Here is a 16,763-nt window from a genome sequence, read left to right as displayed (position 1 = left end):
AGATTTCTTAAGATACAGTGGCCTTCGGGCCGCTGTATCATCACTACTAGGAAAATTAGAAGGGGGACACATTATGTTGAAGTATATAGGACAGAGACTGGTTGCCATAGCAATCACCTTGTTCCTTCTTATTAGCCTTTTGTTTTTCACACTGCGTTTAATGCCGGGAAGTGTTATCAACGATCCTATGATTCCACAGGAAACAAAAGCTGCTATTGAAGCAAAAATGCATTTAGACAAACCGCTGACGGTACAGTACATGTACTTTATTAAAGACGCCTCTCATTTTGATTTTGGCTCTTCCGCTAAACTACAGCCACGTGTGCCGGTTTTCGATATTATTAAGGATAAAATTCCAATTACATTACAGTTGAATATTTTTGCGTTATTGTTAACCATACCGCTGGGTATGTTCTTCGGGATAACAGCAGCACTAAAGAAAAACGGCATTGCCGATCACTTAATCAACTTAATGGTTATTTTCTTTATTTCTATCCCACCATTTGTATTTGGTGCTTTACTCCAGTATTTTGTTGGATTCAAGTGGGGCTTATTGCCAATGCGTTTGGCTTCAATTGAACACCTCAATTGGGAAAAATTCGTTTCTATGATTTTACCTATGATGGCACTTGCATTTAGTGGTATCGCAGTTATCACCCGTTACATGCGTTCAGAACTTTGCGAGGCGTTAAATTCTGACTACATGTTGCTCGCCAAAACAAAAGGCTTGACGCAAGTTCAGGCAACTGTACGCCATGCAATTAAGAACTCTTTCATTCCATTGGCCAATATCATTGTACCGATGTTCTTTGGACTCTTAGGTGGTTCAATGGTTATTGAAAATATTTTCGGCGTGCCGGGTATGGGCCAAATTATGGTAAAATCGCTTAACGCTCTAGACCACCCTGTTACAATTGCCGTTATGTTTTTCTACGGTATTATCAGTTTGACTTCAATTCTAGTGGTAGACCTTTCTTACGGCATCATTGACCCAAGAATCAGAATAGGAGGTAAGAAGTAATGGTTGATAACAGCAATATTAAGAAATTACAGCCCTCCGATTTTGAAATGGTTCAATACGGTACGGCGTTAAAAGACGAAAAGTTTCAATCAAAGCCCATAGGCTTCTTCAAAGACGCAATGCTTCGCTTTGTACGCAACAAAGGCGCCATCATTGCAGGTATTTTTATCGCCTGTATGATCCTTCTGGCTATTTTTGGCCCGAGCTTTAACGCGTATGGCTTTAAAGACCAGCATCTCCAAGAGGGGTGGACCTTGTTGCCTCCTAGAGTACCGGGCATTGAGAACATGGGTATCTTAGACGGTTCAAAAGTGATTAGCGCCAAGAAAGCGACACTTGAAGCCAACTACGGTGATGCCATTATCGAAGTGGTAAAAGAATACGACACTTACTATAGAAACAAGCCAATTCCTATGGTCGACGTTAAGATCGACATGTACAAGTTACACGGTGCAGAAGACGTCTATTTCTGGTTCGGCACCGATGCTCTCGGTAGAGACCAGTGGACGAGACTTTGGAGAGGGGCGCGTGTATCTTTGGTTATCGCCTTCTCAGCAGTGCTTATTAACGTGTTTATCGGCGTGGTCTACGGTTCAGTTTCCGGTTACTACGGCGGCTGGGTCGATATGCTGATGCAGCGTTTTATCGAGATTATCGGTTCTATTCCGACGATGATTGTCGTTATCTTAGCAATGATGTTCCTCGGTGACGGCATTAGCTCATTTATCATAGCGTTTGTCTTTACCGGATGGATTGGCATGAGCCGTATGATTCGTGCCCAGTTCTACAAGTACAAGGGGCAAGAATACGTCCTCGCTTCTCGTACCATGGGCGCTAAGGACAGAACCCTCATCTTCAGACACATTTTACCGAACGCCATCGGTCCGATTATTACACAAGCCACATTGGCTGTTCCAAGTGCTATTTTCCTCGAAGCGACATTGTCTTACTTAGGACTGGGAATTGCAGCGCCGGAACCGACCATTGGTAACTTGCTGGCAGAAGGTCAAAAAGTATTGCTCTCGACACCACACCTCGTGTTGTTCCCATCGATTGTCATTTCAATTCTGATGTTATCGTTCAACATGTTTGGTAATGGTTTAAGAGACGCATTTGACCCAACTTTAAGAGGACAATAGTAGCGGGGGTGTAAAAGTGAACGCAAAAGAAAAAATATTAGAAGTTAAAGATTTGGAAATCAGCTTCAACACGTACTCCGGCAAAGTACGCGCTGTACGTGGGCTGAGCTTCGACCTTTACAGAGGCGAAACCATTGCTATTGTCGGCGAGTCGGGTTCCGGTAAGTCGGTAACCAACAAGACGATTATGGGAATTCTCTCCCAAAATGCCAACATCGACAACGGTTCGATTATATACGATGGCAATGACCTTACAAAGTTTTCAGATAAAGAATTCAACCGCATCCGCGGTAACAAGATTTCGATGATTTTCCAGGACCCAATGTCATCGCTGGACCCTGTTATGAAAATTGGGAAGCAGATTACAGAGGCGCTTATCATTAAGCACAAAATCTCTAAAGCAGAAGCCAAAGAAAAAGCGCTTAAACTTATGACCGCTGTAGGAATCCCGCAACCGGAAGTGCGTTACAATCAGTACCCCTTCCAGTTTTCAGGCGGTATGCGTCAGCGTATTGTTATCGCCACGGCTTTGGCATGCGATCCGGAGCTTCTCATCTGTGACGAGCCGACAACAGCGCTAGACGTTACGATTCAGGCGCAGATTATCGAGCTGATTAAAGACATGCAAAGTGAAAAGGACCTATCGGTTATCTTTATCACACACGACCTCGGTGTTGTAGCCAATGTCGCCGATCGCGTCGCTGTTATGTACGCCGGCAAAATCGTCGAGTACGGCACAGTTGATGAAATCTTCTACGACCCAAAACACCCGTACACATGGGCGCTGTTGGCCTCGATGCCAGATTTAGAAACGGATTCTGACGAAGAACTTATGGCGATACCGGGAACGCCGCCAAACATGCTGTTCCCACCGAAGGGCGATGCCTTTGCAGCGCGTAACAAGTACGCGATGAAAATCGACTTCGAAGAGCAACCGCCTTTCTTTAAAGTGACGGATACGCACTACGCCGCGACGTGGTTGTTGCATCCAGACGCGCCGAAGGTTGAAATGCCGGCCATCTTGAAAAAGCGTATCGAAAAGCAAAAAGAAAGGATGGTGGCAAACAATGGCTAAGACTAAAATTCCTGTACTCGAGGTAAAACACCTTAAGCAGTACTTCACCAATGGCGTCGGTAAAAACAAGACTGTTGTCAAGGCTGTAGACGACGTGAGCTTCCAAGTATTCAAAGGCGAGACCTTCGGTCTCGTTGGCGAGTCGGGCTGCGGTAAGACGACTACAGGCCGTTCAATTATCAGACTTTACAATCCGACAGACGGCGAAGTTCTGTTTAACGGCAAAAAAATCAACGGCAAACTGTCGAAACAAGAAATTAAAGAGGTTACCAGCGGTATCCAAATGATTTTTCAAGATCCGATATCCTCTCTCAATCCGAGAATGACGGTTAAAGAGATTATCGGTGAAGGTCTGAAAATCAATAAAATGGTTAAAAACGACGCAGAAATGATGCCGCTGATATACGACATTCTCGAGACTGTAGGTTTAACAAAAGAGCATGCGACGCGTTACCCACATGAGTTTTCAGGTGGTCAGAGACAGCGTATCGGCATCGCCAGAGCGTTGATTACCAAACCGGACCTGGTCATCGCCGATGAGCCGATTTCCGCGCTGGACGTGTCGATTCAGGCACAGGTACTCAATCTCTTAAACGACCTCAGAAAGAAACTGGGCTTAACGGTTATGTTTATCGCCCATGACCTTTCAGTTGTCAAATACTTCTCAGATAGAATCGGCGTTATGCACTTCGGTAAAATGGTTGAGTTGGCCGAAGCGGACAAGCTTTATAAAAACCCGCTTCACCCCTATACGAAATCATTGCTCTCTGCAGTGCCGACGCCGGACCCGAATATCGAGCGTACGAGAAAGCGTATGATCTACGATCCAAGTGTTCACGACTACAGCGAGCACGAGCCGGCAATGCGCGAAATTGAACCGGGACACTTTGTCTACTGTTCAGAGCCGGAAGCCGAAGCTTACAAAAAGAGCTTGGTTAAATAAACAACAGATAACAAGAGAGTCGATGGTCGACAATAACCATCGGCTCTTTTTTTAGACAACAAGCCTTGCACCAAAAGTGTTCTCGCGAATGTTCAACGCGGGAACACATCAGTGCAAGGCGTTTTGATACGCTGCAAGCGTATCAAATGTTGTCAGCAAACAAGCTTTGAGCCGAAAGCGTTTCGATCAGTGCAAGGCGTTTTGATACGCTGTAAGCATATCAACCGTTGGCATATGAAAATCGCCACCTGAGAAAAGCTTCAGATGGCGATGAGGGAACTTTAAATTGTAGACTTAGCGTATGAAGGGTTCTTAGACGCTTTGTAGTAAAAGGGCACATAGGCCAGTGCAAAGAGAGACAACATAATAATGACCAGTATCGGCACATAAATGGGGTAGGCCGGAAGCGCGTCCAACAAAGTGGGCGTAACAGGTTTCCCATTGAGATACGAGTAGTTGCCGTCTAGTAAAAAGTTAATAGGAATAATAACGGCCACATAGGCTAGTGACACTTTGGTGGTTCTCAGTAGCGACTGCATCGTAATCCGACTTTGCTTGATGACCAGCATGTAAAAAATAGAGAAGAGCAACAGACCGTGGCCGATAAAGTACTGGAGGAACATAAAATGCGGCACTGTAAAGGTCGAGGTATCGGGGGTAATTAAGGCAATAATACCGCCCACCATTCCCCAGAAATACGTAATGTCTATCAGCCACTGTTTTGGTCGAAGCATCATAACGATGCAGAGTAAGATGGCCAGTCGACACGTGTAAAGGGGCAGTGAATCGCCTAAAGTAAAGCTGCCGCTGGTGATGTACCAGGCGTACAAAAACAGTTGTTGCGTGCCCATGAGTACCGCTATTGACCATCTGACGGCGCAGTCGTGGCGCCGATAGAAGCCTTTAAAGGCAAACAGCGAGTAGACAGCCAATCCAATGAGCAGTACGCTGAGAAGGTGTTCAAATGAAAACGGATAAAACTGTGGTCCCGTATTAAACGGTTCCCAAAATAATTGAAACATAACTCACCTCTTGATATAATACTTCGTGATGACACCATTGTATTTTAACATATAAATGGGTTGAACTTTTTATTCTAATTAAATTCTAAGGAAACTTAAAGTATTGTTTCAAGAAAGACGTATCGGGTATTATAACATTGAAAGGAGAACTATTATGAAAAAATCAAAAATTGTTTTAGCAACCTATTGCCCTTATTGCCAGAGAGCGCTTAAGCTTTTAAATGAGAAGGGCTTCCAAAGTGAGATTATAGATGTGACAAACGACAAGGCCAAATGGGAGGCCTATGAGACGTTAACCGGTCAGTCCACAGTACCGTACATCTTTATTGACGAAAAGTTTATCGGTGGCTGTGATGAACTGATGGCACTTGATCAGGCGGGTCAATTGTCAGCAAAATAAAAAACATGGGGGGATTTTTATGGACGTATCAATTAATACAATTCTATTTGCATTTGGACTCACATTATTTGCTGGACTTTCAACGGGTATAGGGAGTGCTTTAGCGTTTTATACGAAGCAAACCAATAAGAAATTTCTTTCAGCAGCTCTGGGATTTTCCGCCGGGGTGATGATTTACGTCTCCATGATTGAAATTTTTGCAAAGGCAAAGGATTCTCTTGCGGTTGTCTACGGACCGACAAAAGGCTACTGGGTGACGACCATCGCTTTTTTTGCGGGCATTTTGCTCATTGGGCTCATCGATAAGTTTGTGCCCAATGCCGAGAACCCGCACGAAGTCCGAGATGTTACCGAGATGAACAAAGACCATGCGCTCTTGCGTATGGGCCTATTTTCTGCACTTGCCATCGCGATTCACAACTTTCCGGAAGGGTTGGCCACTTTTACAGGGGCTATTCAAGACCCTGCTCTTGGTCTCAGTATTGCCGTGGCCATTGCCATACACAACATTCCCGAGGGCATTGCAGTGTCTGTGCCGATTTATTATGCAACAGGAGATAAGAAAAAGGCCTTTATGTATTCGTTTTTATCAGGTCTTTCAGAGCCCGTCGGTGCGTTGCTCGGCTATTTCTTGCTGATGCGCTTCTTTACAGAGAGTACATTTGGCATCGTCTTCGCTTTAGTAGCGGGGATTATGGTCTACATTTCACTAGACGAACTCCTGCCGACGGCAGAAAAATACGGTGAACACCATGTAGCTATTTTCGGATTAATTGCGGGAATGGCGGTTATGGCATTGAGTTTGCTCATGTTTGCCTAATCACTTGCTTAAGACGAAACGGTCTACGGTTGGTGAGTTGCGAGAACAAAGCTAATTGTCAACATAAAAAGCCCCGAGCTTCGAGGACGAGATGTCCTGAAGTTCGGGGCTTTTGTAGTTTATGAGTCAAGAGTGACACATGTTTTAAAACAGTTTTCAGATTCTGATATTTTATCGCTATTGCCAAGTGTACAGCGTGTATTTGCCTTTGAAAAGTCGGCCATAAGTTCGGCGCAATTTTTTAAGTCAGCAGGTGTCGTTTCGATAATTTCCTTTCTGATGCGCTGCGCGGCGTCATAGGTTTCGCCGGTGATAAATCGGGTCAATCCGAGATACCCCTTTTGTCTCGGCGTGCGCGCGCCGTCAATTTTACTCATAGTGCCGACAATCAGCTTCTGCACATCTTCGTCGGAGAACTCTGTGGTGGCTAGAGCCTCGGCGATTTCATCGTATACCGCGTATGTCTCTTTAAGATTGGGGTCTCTATAAGAAGCAATGCCGAAATACCCAGTTGGAGAGACTTGTGCGTAACAGCCGTAAGCCCCGCCTTTGGCGCGAACGCGATTGTGTAGAAAATCACCGTTGAGCCATGTGACGAGTACATGCTGTGCACCGGTATGGCCGTGGCCATAGGCCGCTCTGTCAAAGCCTTGTGCGACATATTGGACGCTGGAAGCTGTTTTAAGCCCTTCGTTGAGAAGTCCAAGTGCGCAAGTGAAGTCTACAGCTGCCTCAGTGGCAGTGCCGAAGTGCTTTACAAAAGCGTCGGCGCATCTTTCCACTGTTGGTAGCTCAGAGGCCTCGCCGGTATAGGAGACGATGGCGCCGTTTTGCTTAAACAGTTTGGCATAGATGTTATCCAGTTGGCCGACTAAAGCACTGTATTTTTCGTCGTACTGTGCGAGTAGTGAGGCGATGAACTGATAGAACCCAATGCCGTCAGTGGCGTCGGCTATAGCTCCGGTACCGCCTAAATAGGCTGCAACTCTTCCGGAAGCGTAGCGGTTGCCGTAGTCGATTAAATCGGACTGTAAGGCGGCCTTTAAAGCGCTGAGTTCTTCTTTGAGCCGTTTTTTGTCGCCGAACTGTGTCTTTAAAACAATGTCCCGAATAAGGTTAAAAGCGCTTTCAAGTTGATCCGGTGTCGTTTTCGTACGACAGATCAGTTTGACACTGTTCAGGGCTCGGTCCGTATGGTGCTTAAACGGAAGTAGGTTAAATGAAATGCCGCCGGTGTACTGATAGATGGCATTTGAAAGGGCGGCGTAGTCGTAAGTTTCGGTACTCAACTTGCCGAGAAGCGATGCCACCAGTGAAACATAAGGCAATTCCTCGTTGGTGAGATGCCCGATGTCGAACGCCACGTCGACATACTGAATGCCGCCTGTGAAACTGTCTGTGTGCAGTAAGGTGTAGGGCTCAGTTTTAACAGTTGTGGCTTCAATGCGTTCGCCGTCTGCCGCAATGTCTGTTCTAGACAGCTTTGGAATGGTGTCCAAAGCGGCTTTGGTGTCCGGTGACAGCTGTTTTTCTTTTAGCGCGCGATTTTTCGCCACCAGCTGTTCAAGTGCCTCAGGGGTCAACGCATCTTTGTAGGCTTTAAGTGCCGCTTCATCGGCCATCGTCTTTTCTTTTAACAAGCCCTTGCGTGGTTCGATGATGCAGACTGTCGGCTCTTGAGTTAACAGCACTTCTCGAACGAAGTTCTCAAAATAGCCACTTTCAATACCATCTTGCATGGTTTGAAGGGCTTCGTTGTAGCGCAACAGCGCCGTGGCATCATCGGTATAAAGCCAGCTGTCCATAGAATACATGTGGTAGATAATGCCTTTTGTGTGGAAGCCGTCTGCTTCTTTAAGCGCATAAGTGAGCTTGTTGATAGCAGAAGAGAGCAGTGCAGGATCGATACCGTCATCGCTCACTTGTTTCAGTGTTTTGACGACGATGTTTCTGAAGGTTTTGAGGCTTTTCGGTTGGCAGTGCTTTAACTTGATTTCAAAGCGCTTGTATAAACCGCCGCCGGTGCTGCCGCTGATGTCTTGAGCGATATCGGCTTCCAGCAAGGCCTTTTTTAACGGCGATGCCGATGAGTTTACCAAAGCTTCGAGCAGCACGGTTGCCGTTAGGTGGATAGCTGGGTCTGTTGCTTTACCAATAATGTACGAAAGTGCGCTATAAGCTTTGCCCTCCGTGGCGTCGTCATCGCCGATGGGGTAATAGCCGTTAGCCGATTTCGGATTGTCTTTCGGCAAGGTGTCCATTTCCAGTGTGCACACTTTTTTATCAAACTGCGACAGGTACTCGCCGTCAATATGTTTAAGGGCGGCGTCGATGTCGAGGTTGCCGTAGAGGTAGAGGTAACCGTTAGACGGGTGGTAATGCGTCTTGTGGAAGGCGAGGAAGTCTTCGTAAGTCAACGCCGTGATATGGTTCGGATGACCGCCGGACTCATTGGCATACGGCGTTCCTTTCAGCAATGTCTGTTCCATCAAGTGGTCGAGCTCTCTCTCGGGGTCTGAGTAAGCGCCCTTCATTTCATTGTATACAACACCCTTATAGGTGATGGGATCTTCTGGATTTTGAATATCGTAGCGCCAGCCTTCCTGCATAAAGATTTCTTCGATCTCATAAATTTTAGGGAAGAACACCGCGTCTAGATAGACGTCCATTAGGTTCATAAAATCCTTGTCGTTTTTACTGGCCACCGGGTACATGGTCTTATCTGAGAAGGTCATCGCGTTGATAAATGTGTTCATCGACCCTTTGACCATGTCCATAAAAGGTTCTTTGGTGTGGTACTTACGAGACCCTGAGAGCACACAGTGCTCGACAATATGTGGAACGCCGGTGTGGTCACTCGGCGGCGTCTTAAAGGTCGCTGAGAAAACTTTGTTGTCGTCGTCGTTTTCAAGGTACATGAGTTTGGCGCCGGATTTTTCGTGTTCCAAGAGATAGCATCGACTGCCGACTTCGTCGATGTAGGTGTTGCTCAAGCACTTAAAACCGTGCTTAGGTTCTGTAAATTGTGTCATGGAGTCACCGCCTTTTCTTTCTTTTTTAAACTGATGTTATTGTATCATAAATGATTAGAGAATAAAACAGAATATTTAAATACTTCCTGCTTGTTGAATTGCCAAGTGAATGGCTGCCATTTTCTGCCTGTTCAATCGATAGTGTCGGTAGCTGACAAATGCCGCCACTAGGGCGAGTAGGCTGCCGGCGCCCATAACAACTCCCAGCGCCGTCAATGTAAACGGCGTCTGCACCGCCAAGTCGGCGTTGAAACCGATCCAGTCGAGCAAGTAACCGATGAGGAAAATGGCAATGGATTGGCTGAGTTTATACGTGAGTGTCATCGTCCCATAGTAGACACCTTCTTCACGGCGTCCCGTTTTTAAAGCGTTGGCGTCGACAGTGTCTGCCACCATGGCCTGAGGCAAGGTGACGAGACCGCCTGAGCCGATGCCACCTAGGAGCATAAAGGGCAATAGAACCCATAGATGCTCTGCCGTTATGGTGCGCATTGCAACGCATAAAAGGAAATATACAAAGGCTGCAATGGAAAGCGCCAGTCCGAGGCGAATGGCTTTGGCTTTGTCCCAGTGGTGGTTGAGTTTAATCCAAAACGGCTGCGACACAATGGCCACAAAGAGTTGTGCACCGGCAATTAAAGCAATTTCAGTGTTTCCCATTCTAAACGTATACGTGTAGACGTGTAGCCCAATAGTGCTGAGTAAGGCACTGGCCAAGTTGGTAAAGAGGTAGCCGAAGACAATGGCCCTGAGATCGCCATGTGCAAAGGCGCTTTTCATGGCGTGAAAAAAATCGCCGAACCTTTTGGGGGGCTGTTTTGCCGCTGCAGCGGAAAGTGCCGGTATAGCGTGCTTGGTGGTCTGGATAACCGCCAGCATGGAGCAGAGCATCAGTGCGGTGGTGACGACACTCATATACCGGTAACTCAAAGGATTGAGTTGTCCCACCGGGTAAGCGGCAGTGGGTCTGAAAAACAGGAGCATGCAGCCTGCCGCAGCAAAGGCGATGCCGAGCATAAAGAAAACCATCTTCACAGATTGCAGTTTAAGGCGCTGTTCGTGGTCATCGCTGAGTTCTGCCCCAAGCGCGGTATACGGCGTGCCATAGATGGTCATCCCCGTCTTGACAAACATGAGGGCGAGAACCATTAGCCCCACTTGAAGCCAGTGGGGCAATCCGAAGTGTAAGTTCCATACGAGCAAGTTCGACAGCGCAATGACGATGCCGCCCACCCAGAGATAAAGGTGCCGGCGACCGAAGCGTTTATTTTGTGTGCCATCGGATATATACCCCATAATGGGGTCGGACACCGCGTCCCAGATGACGCCGAGGCCGACGATGGTTCCCACCAGTGCGCCTGAGAGTCCCAAAACTGCTGTCGCGTAAAAGACAAAATAGGTCGCAATAATTTGAAAGATTAGGCCGTAGCCAAAATTGCCGGCGCCGTAGCCCCAGAGTGTTTTCAGAGTTGGTTTCATAAAGTCCGCCTTGTGTAAAATCATTTTGCTTATTGTAACATCAAAAGGTTAAAATGCTATGAGAATATTGAACATTTAAAGCGAAAAGATTATACTGTATTAAAATAAAGTTCAAGTGAGCGCAGCTGATAGGCTTGTACTTTGGACGGTTTTAGAAGTGACAGACGGGACGTGAAAGCGCTTTCCCGCTTAGGGAGTGAATGAGGAGGTAAGATATGGCATTGGTAGAGGTCACCGTTGTCCCATTGGGAACGGGAGAGACGAGTTTAAGTCGGTATGTGGCAGATGTCCATAAAGTGGTTTTAGCGGCAGAGGGGATTGCGCATCAATTAACCCCTATGGGAACGATTTTAGAGGGCGACCTACAAGCCATTATGGCACTTGTGGCACAAATGCACGAAGTGCCGTTTGAAAATGGTGCCAAGCGCGTGTCGACGAGTATTAAAATAGATGACAGGCGGGATAGAATGGGTTCAATGGCGCAGAAGATAGCGTCGGTCACATCGAAGTTGGAGGGGATTTAATGGAGCCACTTAAAACAGATCGCCTTCGACTAAGGGCATGGACTTATGAGGATGTACCGGCGCTGTACGCCTATGCAAAAGACGAACGCGTCGGGCCTCAAGCGGGATGGCGCCCGCACAAAAGCCTTTCAGAGAGCAAAGACATTGTAAAGATGTTTATCGATAACGGCGATGTCTACGCCATTGAGTGGTGTGAAACCGGCGAAGTCATCGGCAGTATCGGCTTGCATCAGCGCAAGATAGACGAGGCTTCAGGTGGTCTGGACTATGAACTGGGCTACGTACTCAACCCCGATTATTGGGGTCGAGGCATTATGGTGGAGGCGGCAAAGGCGTGTATGGCTTCTTTGAAAGCACAAGGGGTTGAACATCTTTGGTGCGCTCACTTTGATTTTAACGCCAACTCCAAGCGGGTCATAGAAAAGCTTGGCTTTGAGTACATTTACACAAGGGAGAAGCGCCTTGAAAACTTGGACAACCGCTTGTGTCAGACGCTTTATTACAAGTTGAAACTTTAGGGGAAAATGCAGAGCTGAGCTCTGCGTTTTTTTTTGACGGTAAGCGTTAGTCTTAGACGTCAGCGCAAAACAGTTTGATGCGCTGGGAGAGGGGGCTAACGTAAATTTTCTTGACAAGTGCATAGAAGGGGCGTATACTTACTTCATAGGTTAGTTACATAACTGATTAACCAGCTAACGAAGGAGGTAAAATTGTTTATCGACTATACTTTGCCGACGCCGATTTATGTTCAAATTGCCGAAGCCATTAAAGAGGAAATTCTTTCAGATGCACTCTGTACAGACGAACGCGTTTATTCGACGAATGTCTTGGCGGCGCAACTCGAAGTCAATCCAGCGACGGCGTTGAAGGGGCTCAACCTTCTTATTGAAGAAGGAATGGTCTACAAAAAGAGGGGGATTGGGATGTTTGTTTCAGAAAATGCCAAAGCTCTAATCGTGGAAGAACGCAAGCGGTATTTTTTCGATGTACAATTAGAACAGGCGATTTTAACCGCTAAGAAACTAGGCATTACACGAGAAGCTTTGATGGGATTGATAGACGAGAAGTACAAAGGAGGTGTTTTATAATGGCTCTAGAGTTTAAAGAGATTACAAAGGTTTATAAAGGCGGCGTGTCTGCCTTAGATGCCGTTTCGACGACGATGGCTTGCGGTCAGATAATCGGGTTGTTCGGCGAGAACGGCGCCGGTAAAACAACGCTTTTAAAATTGCTTTCCGGTCGATTGTTTCCCACGTCTGGGGAGGTCGTTGTGGATCAGAGCGATGGGCATATCTGTATGGTTACCGATAGGGACTTTGAAAAAGTAGATATTACGGTAAAGCAACTGTTTAAAGTGGCGCGCCCTTATTATCCGTCGTACGACGTCGACTACGAAGCGAAGCTGGTCAACACCTTTCAAATTCCGGTTAAAAAGCGATACAGTCGGTTGTCAAAGGGGGAGCGCGGTCTTGTGTGCACCGCTTTGGCACTGGCGAGCCGGTCACCTGTAACGGTACTCGACGAAACATTTGTCTCTGTAGACGTCGGTACGCGAAAACTTATTTTCGAAAGACTGATTGACGATTATATGCGAGACAACCGCACGTTTATCTTAACGACGCATCATGCCAACGAGTTGTCACCGCTGCTTGACCATGTTTTGATTTTGTCTGAAGGCAAGCTCGTCATCGACGCCACTTATGACGATGTGCGCAGACGCGCGTTTGAGATTAAGATGCCTACAGATCTGGTGGCATCGCTATTAGATAACAAAAGACGACTTCATACATCACAGTTCGGACAGCAGTCTGTATGCGCCATTTACGATGTGTTAAACGAAACGGAGCGTCGTCAGTTGGAGGCGCGTGGCGCAGTAATTTCCCAGCTTTCCTTAGACGACCTCATCCTGTACAGCAAGCGAATAGGAGGGACGTATGTGGATTAAACGCATTTTTAAAGAGCTTCAGATGCTCTACTTAATATTTGGCTTAGTGACACTAGGGAACCTCGCTATTCAAATTCCCGTTCAACACTGGGCGAACCCCAACACCGCCTACCAAGTGGTCGCCCTGATTTTCGCTATACTCTCGCTTGTCGTCGCGGTAATACACGGTATTGCCATGCCTTTAATCAACTACAAATACGCCATTGTTTTTTCAGCACCTAGAAAACGTACTTTAAAAGAAATCGGCCGCTATCAATGGCTGGTGGTTCTAGTGGGCAGCATCGTCGCCTATGTTCCCGCGGTAGCCCTGTCTTTAAGAAGCATGACACATCTGCAATGGATTGGTGCGTCACCTACTGCAGGCTTTTATTTTAAACTGTTGATGCTCCTGCTACTGGCATCGTCTGCAGTAATGACACTTGCAACGGCAGTCGTAGTGCTCTATTTAACCAAGCCGCCACTTAGGGCCACTGCTCTATGTGTCGCAGGTGTTCTAGCGCTCAACATTCTGCTGTTGCCGCTGACTTCTCTACCCACCCAGTGGCTCTTACCGGCGATTGTGGGGATTTGCCTGATACCGATTTTATTTCTTCGCCCTTACAACCACATCAAACTTGAAACTTCCGATTTCAGGTAGCCTTTCTTGTGACGCTCGTGTTACAATAGTTATAACACGACGTTAAAGAAGGGATGTTTTATGGCTTTTGAGATTGAATCGACGATTACATTTTTAAAGGGCCTGAATTTAGAGGCCGTACACGCATTTTACAATACATTTCTCGGATTGCCCTTAGCTGTTGATCAAGGGCGTTGCCGAATTTATAAAAGTCCGTCCGGGCTCATAGGCTTTTGCGAACACTATAAAGAAGCGGGCTCGGCGGGCCTCGTGTGTTTTGTTTTAAAGGATAGGACCGCGGTTGATGCCGTATATAGTGCCCTAGTATCTAAATCGGCTTCACTGGGGGCTTCTGCAACTTCAGAGCCGATGTTTAAACCCGAATTCGGCATCTATCAGTTTTACGCTCTAGACCCTTCGGGAAACCGCATTGAGTTTCAATGCTTTGAGTAGAGGGGGGCAGTTTTGAACGACAAGTTTACTTTTTTTGATTTAGAGACCCCCAACAAACTGAACGACCGCATTTGTTCTTTTGGAATCGTGCACATGGTCGACGGTGAAGTGGTGTTCGAGCACGAGTATTACGTAGATCCTGAGGCGTATTTCGATCCGTTTAATGTGGATCTCCACGGTGTCACCGCGGAAGCGGTGAAGGATGCGCCGACTTTTAAAGCGCTTTGGCCTGAAGTGGCACCTTATTTTACAGACGCCGTCATCGTCGCCCACAATGCGCGTTTCGATTTAACGGTTCTCACAAAAGTGTTGTATTATTATGAAATCGAGATTCCCGAACTGCGCTATGCCTGTACGTGGGAAATGTGCAATCAGCGCTTGGAGTTGCCGCGGTACAGTTTAGACGGCATCTGCGAAACCTTTGGGATACCGCTTGAGAACCATCACAACGCCATGGCGGATACTTGGGGCTGTTACGGTATTTTTATACGCCTCTACCAGTTGTTCGGCTTCACAGCTGAAGACGTCAAACTGTTTCACCCTAAAATCAACGACCGCTATGTACGTCGCAGTGCGCTTAATATCAGCCTTTCCACTGAAACCTGCGACTATATTGACGCCTTGGAAGGCCCTCTGATATTTGAGGGCAAGTGGTTTTGTTTGACCGGCAATTTCAGTTTCGGTTCCAAGGGCGATGTCACGGCTTTTATTACTTCTAAAGGCGGTGTTTGTGTGGCACAAGTGTCGAGAAAGGTGGACTATCTCGTCGTAGGCGCTCTTGGAAGCAGTCGATGGGTGTGCGGTTCTTTTGGGACGAAAATTCAAAAGGCACTGTACGTCAAGGCAAAAGGCGTGGACTTGAAGATTCTTAAAGAAAGCGATGTTCTGTAGCAGCTTGACTTGCCCCTGTACATCGTGTACAATAGGCTTCAGTGAAACCGTTGATTGAGAAGAGTAGACTTTTTGAAGATTTAAAGAGAGCCGTTGTTGGTGAGAGACGGCATTGGGAGAAAAGTTGAAGTGGGCTCATGAGGGCAACCCGAATTCAGTAGGCGTTGACGGAAACTCTAACCGTTATGATGAGAGCATATGATGGTATGTGACAAATAGACAATTAAGGTGGCTTCTATCCTGTAATGGATAGGAGCTTTTTGTATTTTTCGTGGTTCATCGCTTGTATCAAGGCACTTTGAGTGCTTTTGGGTGCTGAACGCCGAGCTTTATAAAACCACACTTAATGGTGCACATGCCTCACAGTAATTAGGGAGGTATTTTTTATGCAAAAAAGAATTTTAACAGGCGAACGCACCACCGGCAAACTTCATTTGGGACACTATGTCGGGAGTTTAAAAAACCGCGTTGCACTTCAGGACACATACGATACGTATGTCCTACTTGCCGATGTCCAAGCGATGACCACGCATTTTGAGTCGCCGGCTCTGATACGGGAAAGTGTTCTCGACGTCGCTCTCGACAACTTGTCGGTGGGTTTAGATCCCGAGAAGGTGACTTTGGTTCAGCAGTCACATGTGGCGGCAATTGCCGAACTCACGGTATTTTACTCAATGATTACAACTGTGAACACATTGCGTCACAACCCGACGATTAAGTCGGAGATGGCACAGTACGGCACCAAGGAGCTGACCTATGGGTTTTTAGGTTATCCCGTTAGTCAAGCGGCGGATATAACCTGTGTTCACGCAGATTTGGTGCCGGTCGGCGAAGATCAGTTGCCGCATATCGAACAGACGCACCGCATCGTAAGGAAGTTCAACAGCCTTTATGGGGACGTACTTAAAAGGCCAGAAGCTTTGCTGAGTGATGTGCCCCGGCTTCCGGGGCTCGATGGCAACAGCAAAATGGGCAAAAGCCTTGGCAACGCCATCTATTTATCCGATGCGGCAGATGTTGTGGCCACTAAAGTGCGATCGGCGGTAACGGACCCTTCGCGGATTTCACTGAAAGACAAAGGCCACCCTGAGCGCTGTGTGGTTGCCACTTATCACAACGTCTTTAATCCACTTGAGGCCCCTGATATATCGGCGAGATGCAGTGGGGCAACCTTGGGCTGTGTCGCCTGTAAGGGTCGATTGACTGAGGTGCTCAACACGTTGCTCGAGCCCATCCGCATACGGCGTTCGCACTACGAAAATAGAGTGGATGACGTCGTCTCTATTATCGCCGAGGGGTCGGCTAAAGCGCAGGCCATTGGTGCTGAGACAGTGGCGGCTGTTAAATCTGCCATGCATTTGAACCTGTACAAATAGCCCAATTTATGATATATTTCGGTTAAC

The 16,763-nt window shown here is 47.0% G+C and carries 17 protein-coding genes and 1 other annotated feature; of the genes, 14 read left to right on the top strand and 3 right to left on the bottom strand.

Going from position 1 to position 16,763, the window contains the following annotated elements; genetic code table 11:
- The first annotated feature begins 73 nt into the window (after positions 1-73).
- Genes ACR6HW_RS02330 through ACR6HW_RS02315 form a run of 4 tightly spaced genes read left to right on the top strand, consistent with a single transcriptional unit; the run spans position 74 to position 4,178 of the window.
- Positions 74-1,021 carry an ABC transporter permease gene (locus tag ACR6HW_RS02330; RefSeq protein ID WP_455729562.1) on the top strand — a complete coding sequence of 316 codons (948 nt, stop codon included), beginning with the start codon at positions 74-76 and terminating at the stop codon, positions 1,019-1,021.
- Complete coding sequence (locus ACR6HW_RS02325; protein WP_455729561.1) at positions 1,021-2,160, top strand: ABC transporter permease; 1,140 nt, start codon at positions 1,021-1,023, stop codon at positions 2,158-2,160. The genes ACR6HW_RS02330 and ACR6HW_RS02325 overlap by 1 nt, the downstream gene beginning before the upstream one ends.
- 16 nt (positions 2,161-2,176) lie before the next feature.
- Positions 2,177-3,235, top strand: a complete 1,059-nt coding sequence (locus tag ACR6HW_RS02320; RefSeq protein ID WP_455729560.1) for an ABC transporter ATP-binding protein — start codon at positions 2,177-2,179, stop codon at positions 3,233-3,235.
- Positions 3,228-4,178, top strand: a complete 951-nt coding sequence (locus tag ACR6HW_RS02315; protein WP_455729559.1) for an ABC transporter ATP-binding protein — start codon at positions 3,228-3,230, stop codon at positions 4,176-4,178. Before ACR6HW_RS02320 ends, ACR6HW_RS02315 begins: the two co-directional genes overlap by 8 nt.
- A 281-nt stretch (positions 4,179-4,459) precedes the next feature.
- Here the strand turns inward: ACR6HW_RS02315 and ACR6HW_RS02310 are convergent, their stop codons facing one another.
- The gene (locus ACR6HW_RS02310) at positions 4,460-5,200 is read right to left on the bottom strand and encodes a YwaF family protein (RefSeq protein ID WP_455729558.1); all 741 of its coding nucleotides are present in this window, start codon (positions 5,198-5,200) and stop codon (positions 4,460-4,462) included.
- Positions 5,201-5,354: 154 nt separating this feature from the next.
- Between ACR6HW_RS02310 and ACR6HW_RS02305 the strand changes: the two genes are divergently transcribed.
- Positions 5,355-5,600, top strand: a complete 246-nt coding sequence (locus ACR6HW_RS02305) for a glutaredoxin domain-containing protein (RefSeq protein ID WP_455729557.1) — start codon at positions 5,355-5,357, stop codon at positions 5,598-5,600.
- 31 nt (positions 5,601-5,631) lie between these two features.
- Complete coding sequence (gene zupT / locus ACR6HW_RS02300) at positions 5,632-6,420, top strand: zinc transporter ZupT (RefSeq protein ID WP_455730849.1); 789 nt, start codon at positions 5,632-5,634, stop codon at positions 6,418-6,420.
- A 119-nt stretch (positions 6,421-6,539) separates the two neighbouring features.
- On the opposite strand, the gene ACR6HW_RS02295 is transcribed toward zupT, so the two are convergent.
- Positions 6,540-9,452 (bottom strand): insulinase family protein, encoded by a 2,913-nt coding sequence (locus ACR6HW_RS02295; protein WP_455729556.1) that lies wholly within the window; start codon positions 9,450-9,452, stop codon positions 6,540-6,542.
- A 75-nt stretch (positions 9,453-9,527) separates the two neighbouring features.
- Entirely contained in the window at positions 9,528-10,931 is a 1,404-nt protein-coding gene (locus ACR6HW_RS02290; protein ID WP_455729555.1) for an MFS transporter, read from the bottom strand.
- A 215-nt stretch (positions 10,932-11,146) separates the two neighbouring features.
- Here ACR6HW_RS02290 and ACR6HW_RS02285 point away from each other — a divergent pair, with 215 nt between their 5' ends.
- The 8 genes from ACR6HW_RS02285 (at position 11,147) to trpS (ending at position 16,736) form a co-directional block, all read left to right on the top strand.
- Positions 11,147-11,455: an MTH1187 family thiamine-binding protein gene (locus ACR6HW_RS02285; RefSeq protein WP_455729554.1), complete on the top strand. Its 309-nt coding sequence runs from the start codon at positions 11,147-11,149 to the stop codon at positions 11,453-11,455.
- The gene (locus ACR6HW_RS02280; protein ID WP_455729553.1) at positions 11,455-11,973 is read left to right on the top strand and encodes a GNAT family N-acetyltransferase; all 519 of its coding nucleotides are present in this window, start codon (positions 11,455-11,457) and stop codon (positions 11,971-11,973) included. The genes ACR6HW_RS02285 and ACR6HW_RS02280 overlap by 1 nt, the downstream gene beginning before the upstream one ends.
- A gap of 192 nt (positions 11,974-12,165) precedes the next feature.
- Positions 12,166-12,543 carry a GntR family transcriptional regulator gene (locus tag ACR6HW_RS02275; RefSeq protein WP_455729552.1) on the top strand — a complete coding sequence of 126 codons (378 nt, stop codon included), beginning with the start codon at positions 12,166-12,168 and terminating at the stop codon, positions 12,541-12,543.
- Entirely contained in the window at positions 12,543-13,400 is an 858-nt protein-coding gene (locus ACR6HW_RS02270) for an ATP-binding cassette domain-containing protein (RefSeq protein WP_455729551.1), read from the top strand. The genes ACR6HW_RS02275 and ACR6HW_RS02270 overlap by 1 nt, the downstream gene beginning before the upstream one ends.
- Positions 13,390-14,037: a hypothetical protein gene (locus ACR6HW_RS02265; RefSeq protein ID WP_455729550.1), complete on the top strand. Its 648-nt coding sequence runs from the start codon at positions 13,390-13,392 to the stop codon at positions 14,035-14,037. The genes ACR6HW_RS02270 and ACR6HW_RS02265 overlap by 11 nt, the downstream gene beginning before the upstream one ends.
- 60 nt (positions 14,038-14,097) lie before the next feature.
- Positions 14,098-14,469 carry a VOC family protein gene (locus ACR6HW_RS02260; protein ID WP_455729549.1) on the top strand — a complete coding sequence of 124 codons (372 nt, stop codon included), beginning with the start codon at positions 14,098-14,100 and terminating at the stop codon, positions 14,467-14,469.
- Positions 14,470-14,481: 12 nt separating this feature from the next.
- Entirely contained in the window at positions 14,482-15,360 is an 879-nt protein-coding gene (locus ACR6HW_RS02255; protein ID WP_455729548.1) for an exonuclease domain-containing protein, read from the top strand.
- A gap of 41 nt (positions 15,361-15,401) precedes the next feature.
- Positions 15,402-15,606 (top strand) — a binding site (T-box leader).
- 140 nt (positions 15,607-15,746) lie between these two features.
- Positions 15,747-16,736, top strand: coding sequence for a tryptophan--tRNA ligase (gene trpS, locus ACR6HW_RS02250; RefSeq protein WP_455729547.1), 990 nt, complete (start codon positions 15,747-15,749; stop codon positions 16,734-16,736).
- The last annotated feature ends 27 nt before the right edge of the window (positions 16,737-16,763 follow it).

The organism is Fusibacter sp. JL298sf-3 (assembly GCF_053842995.1).
Note: the sequence above shows the minus strand (reverse complement) of the source record. Positions and strands in the feature narration are given on the sequence as shown.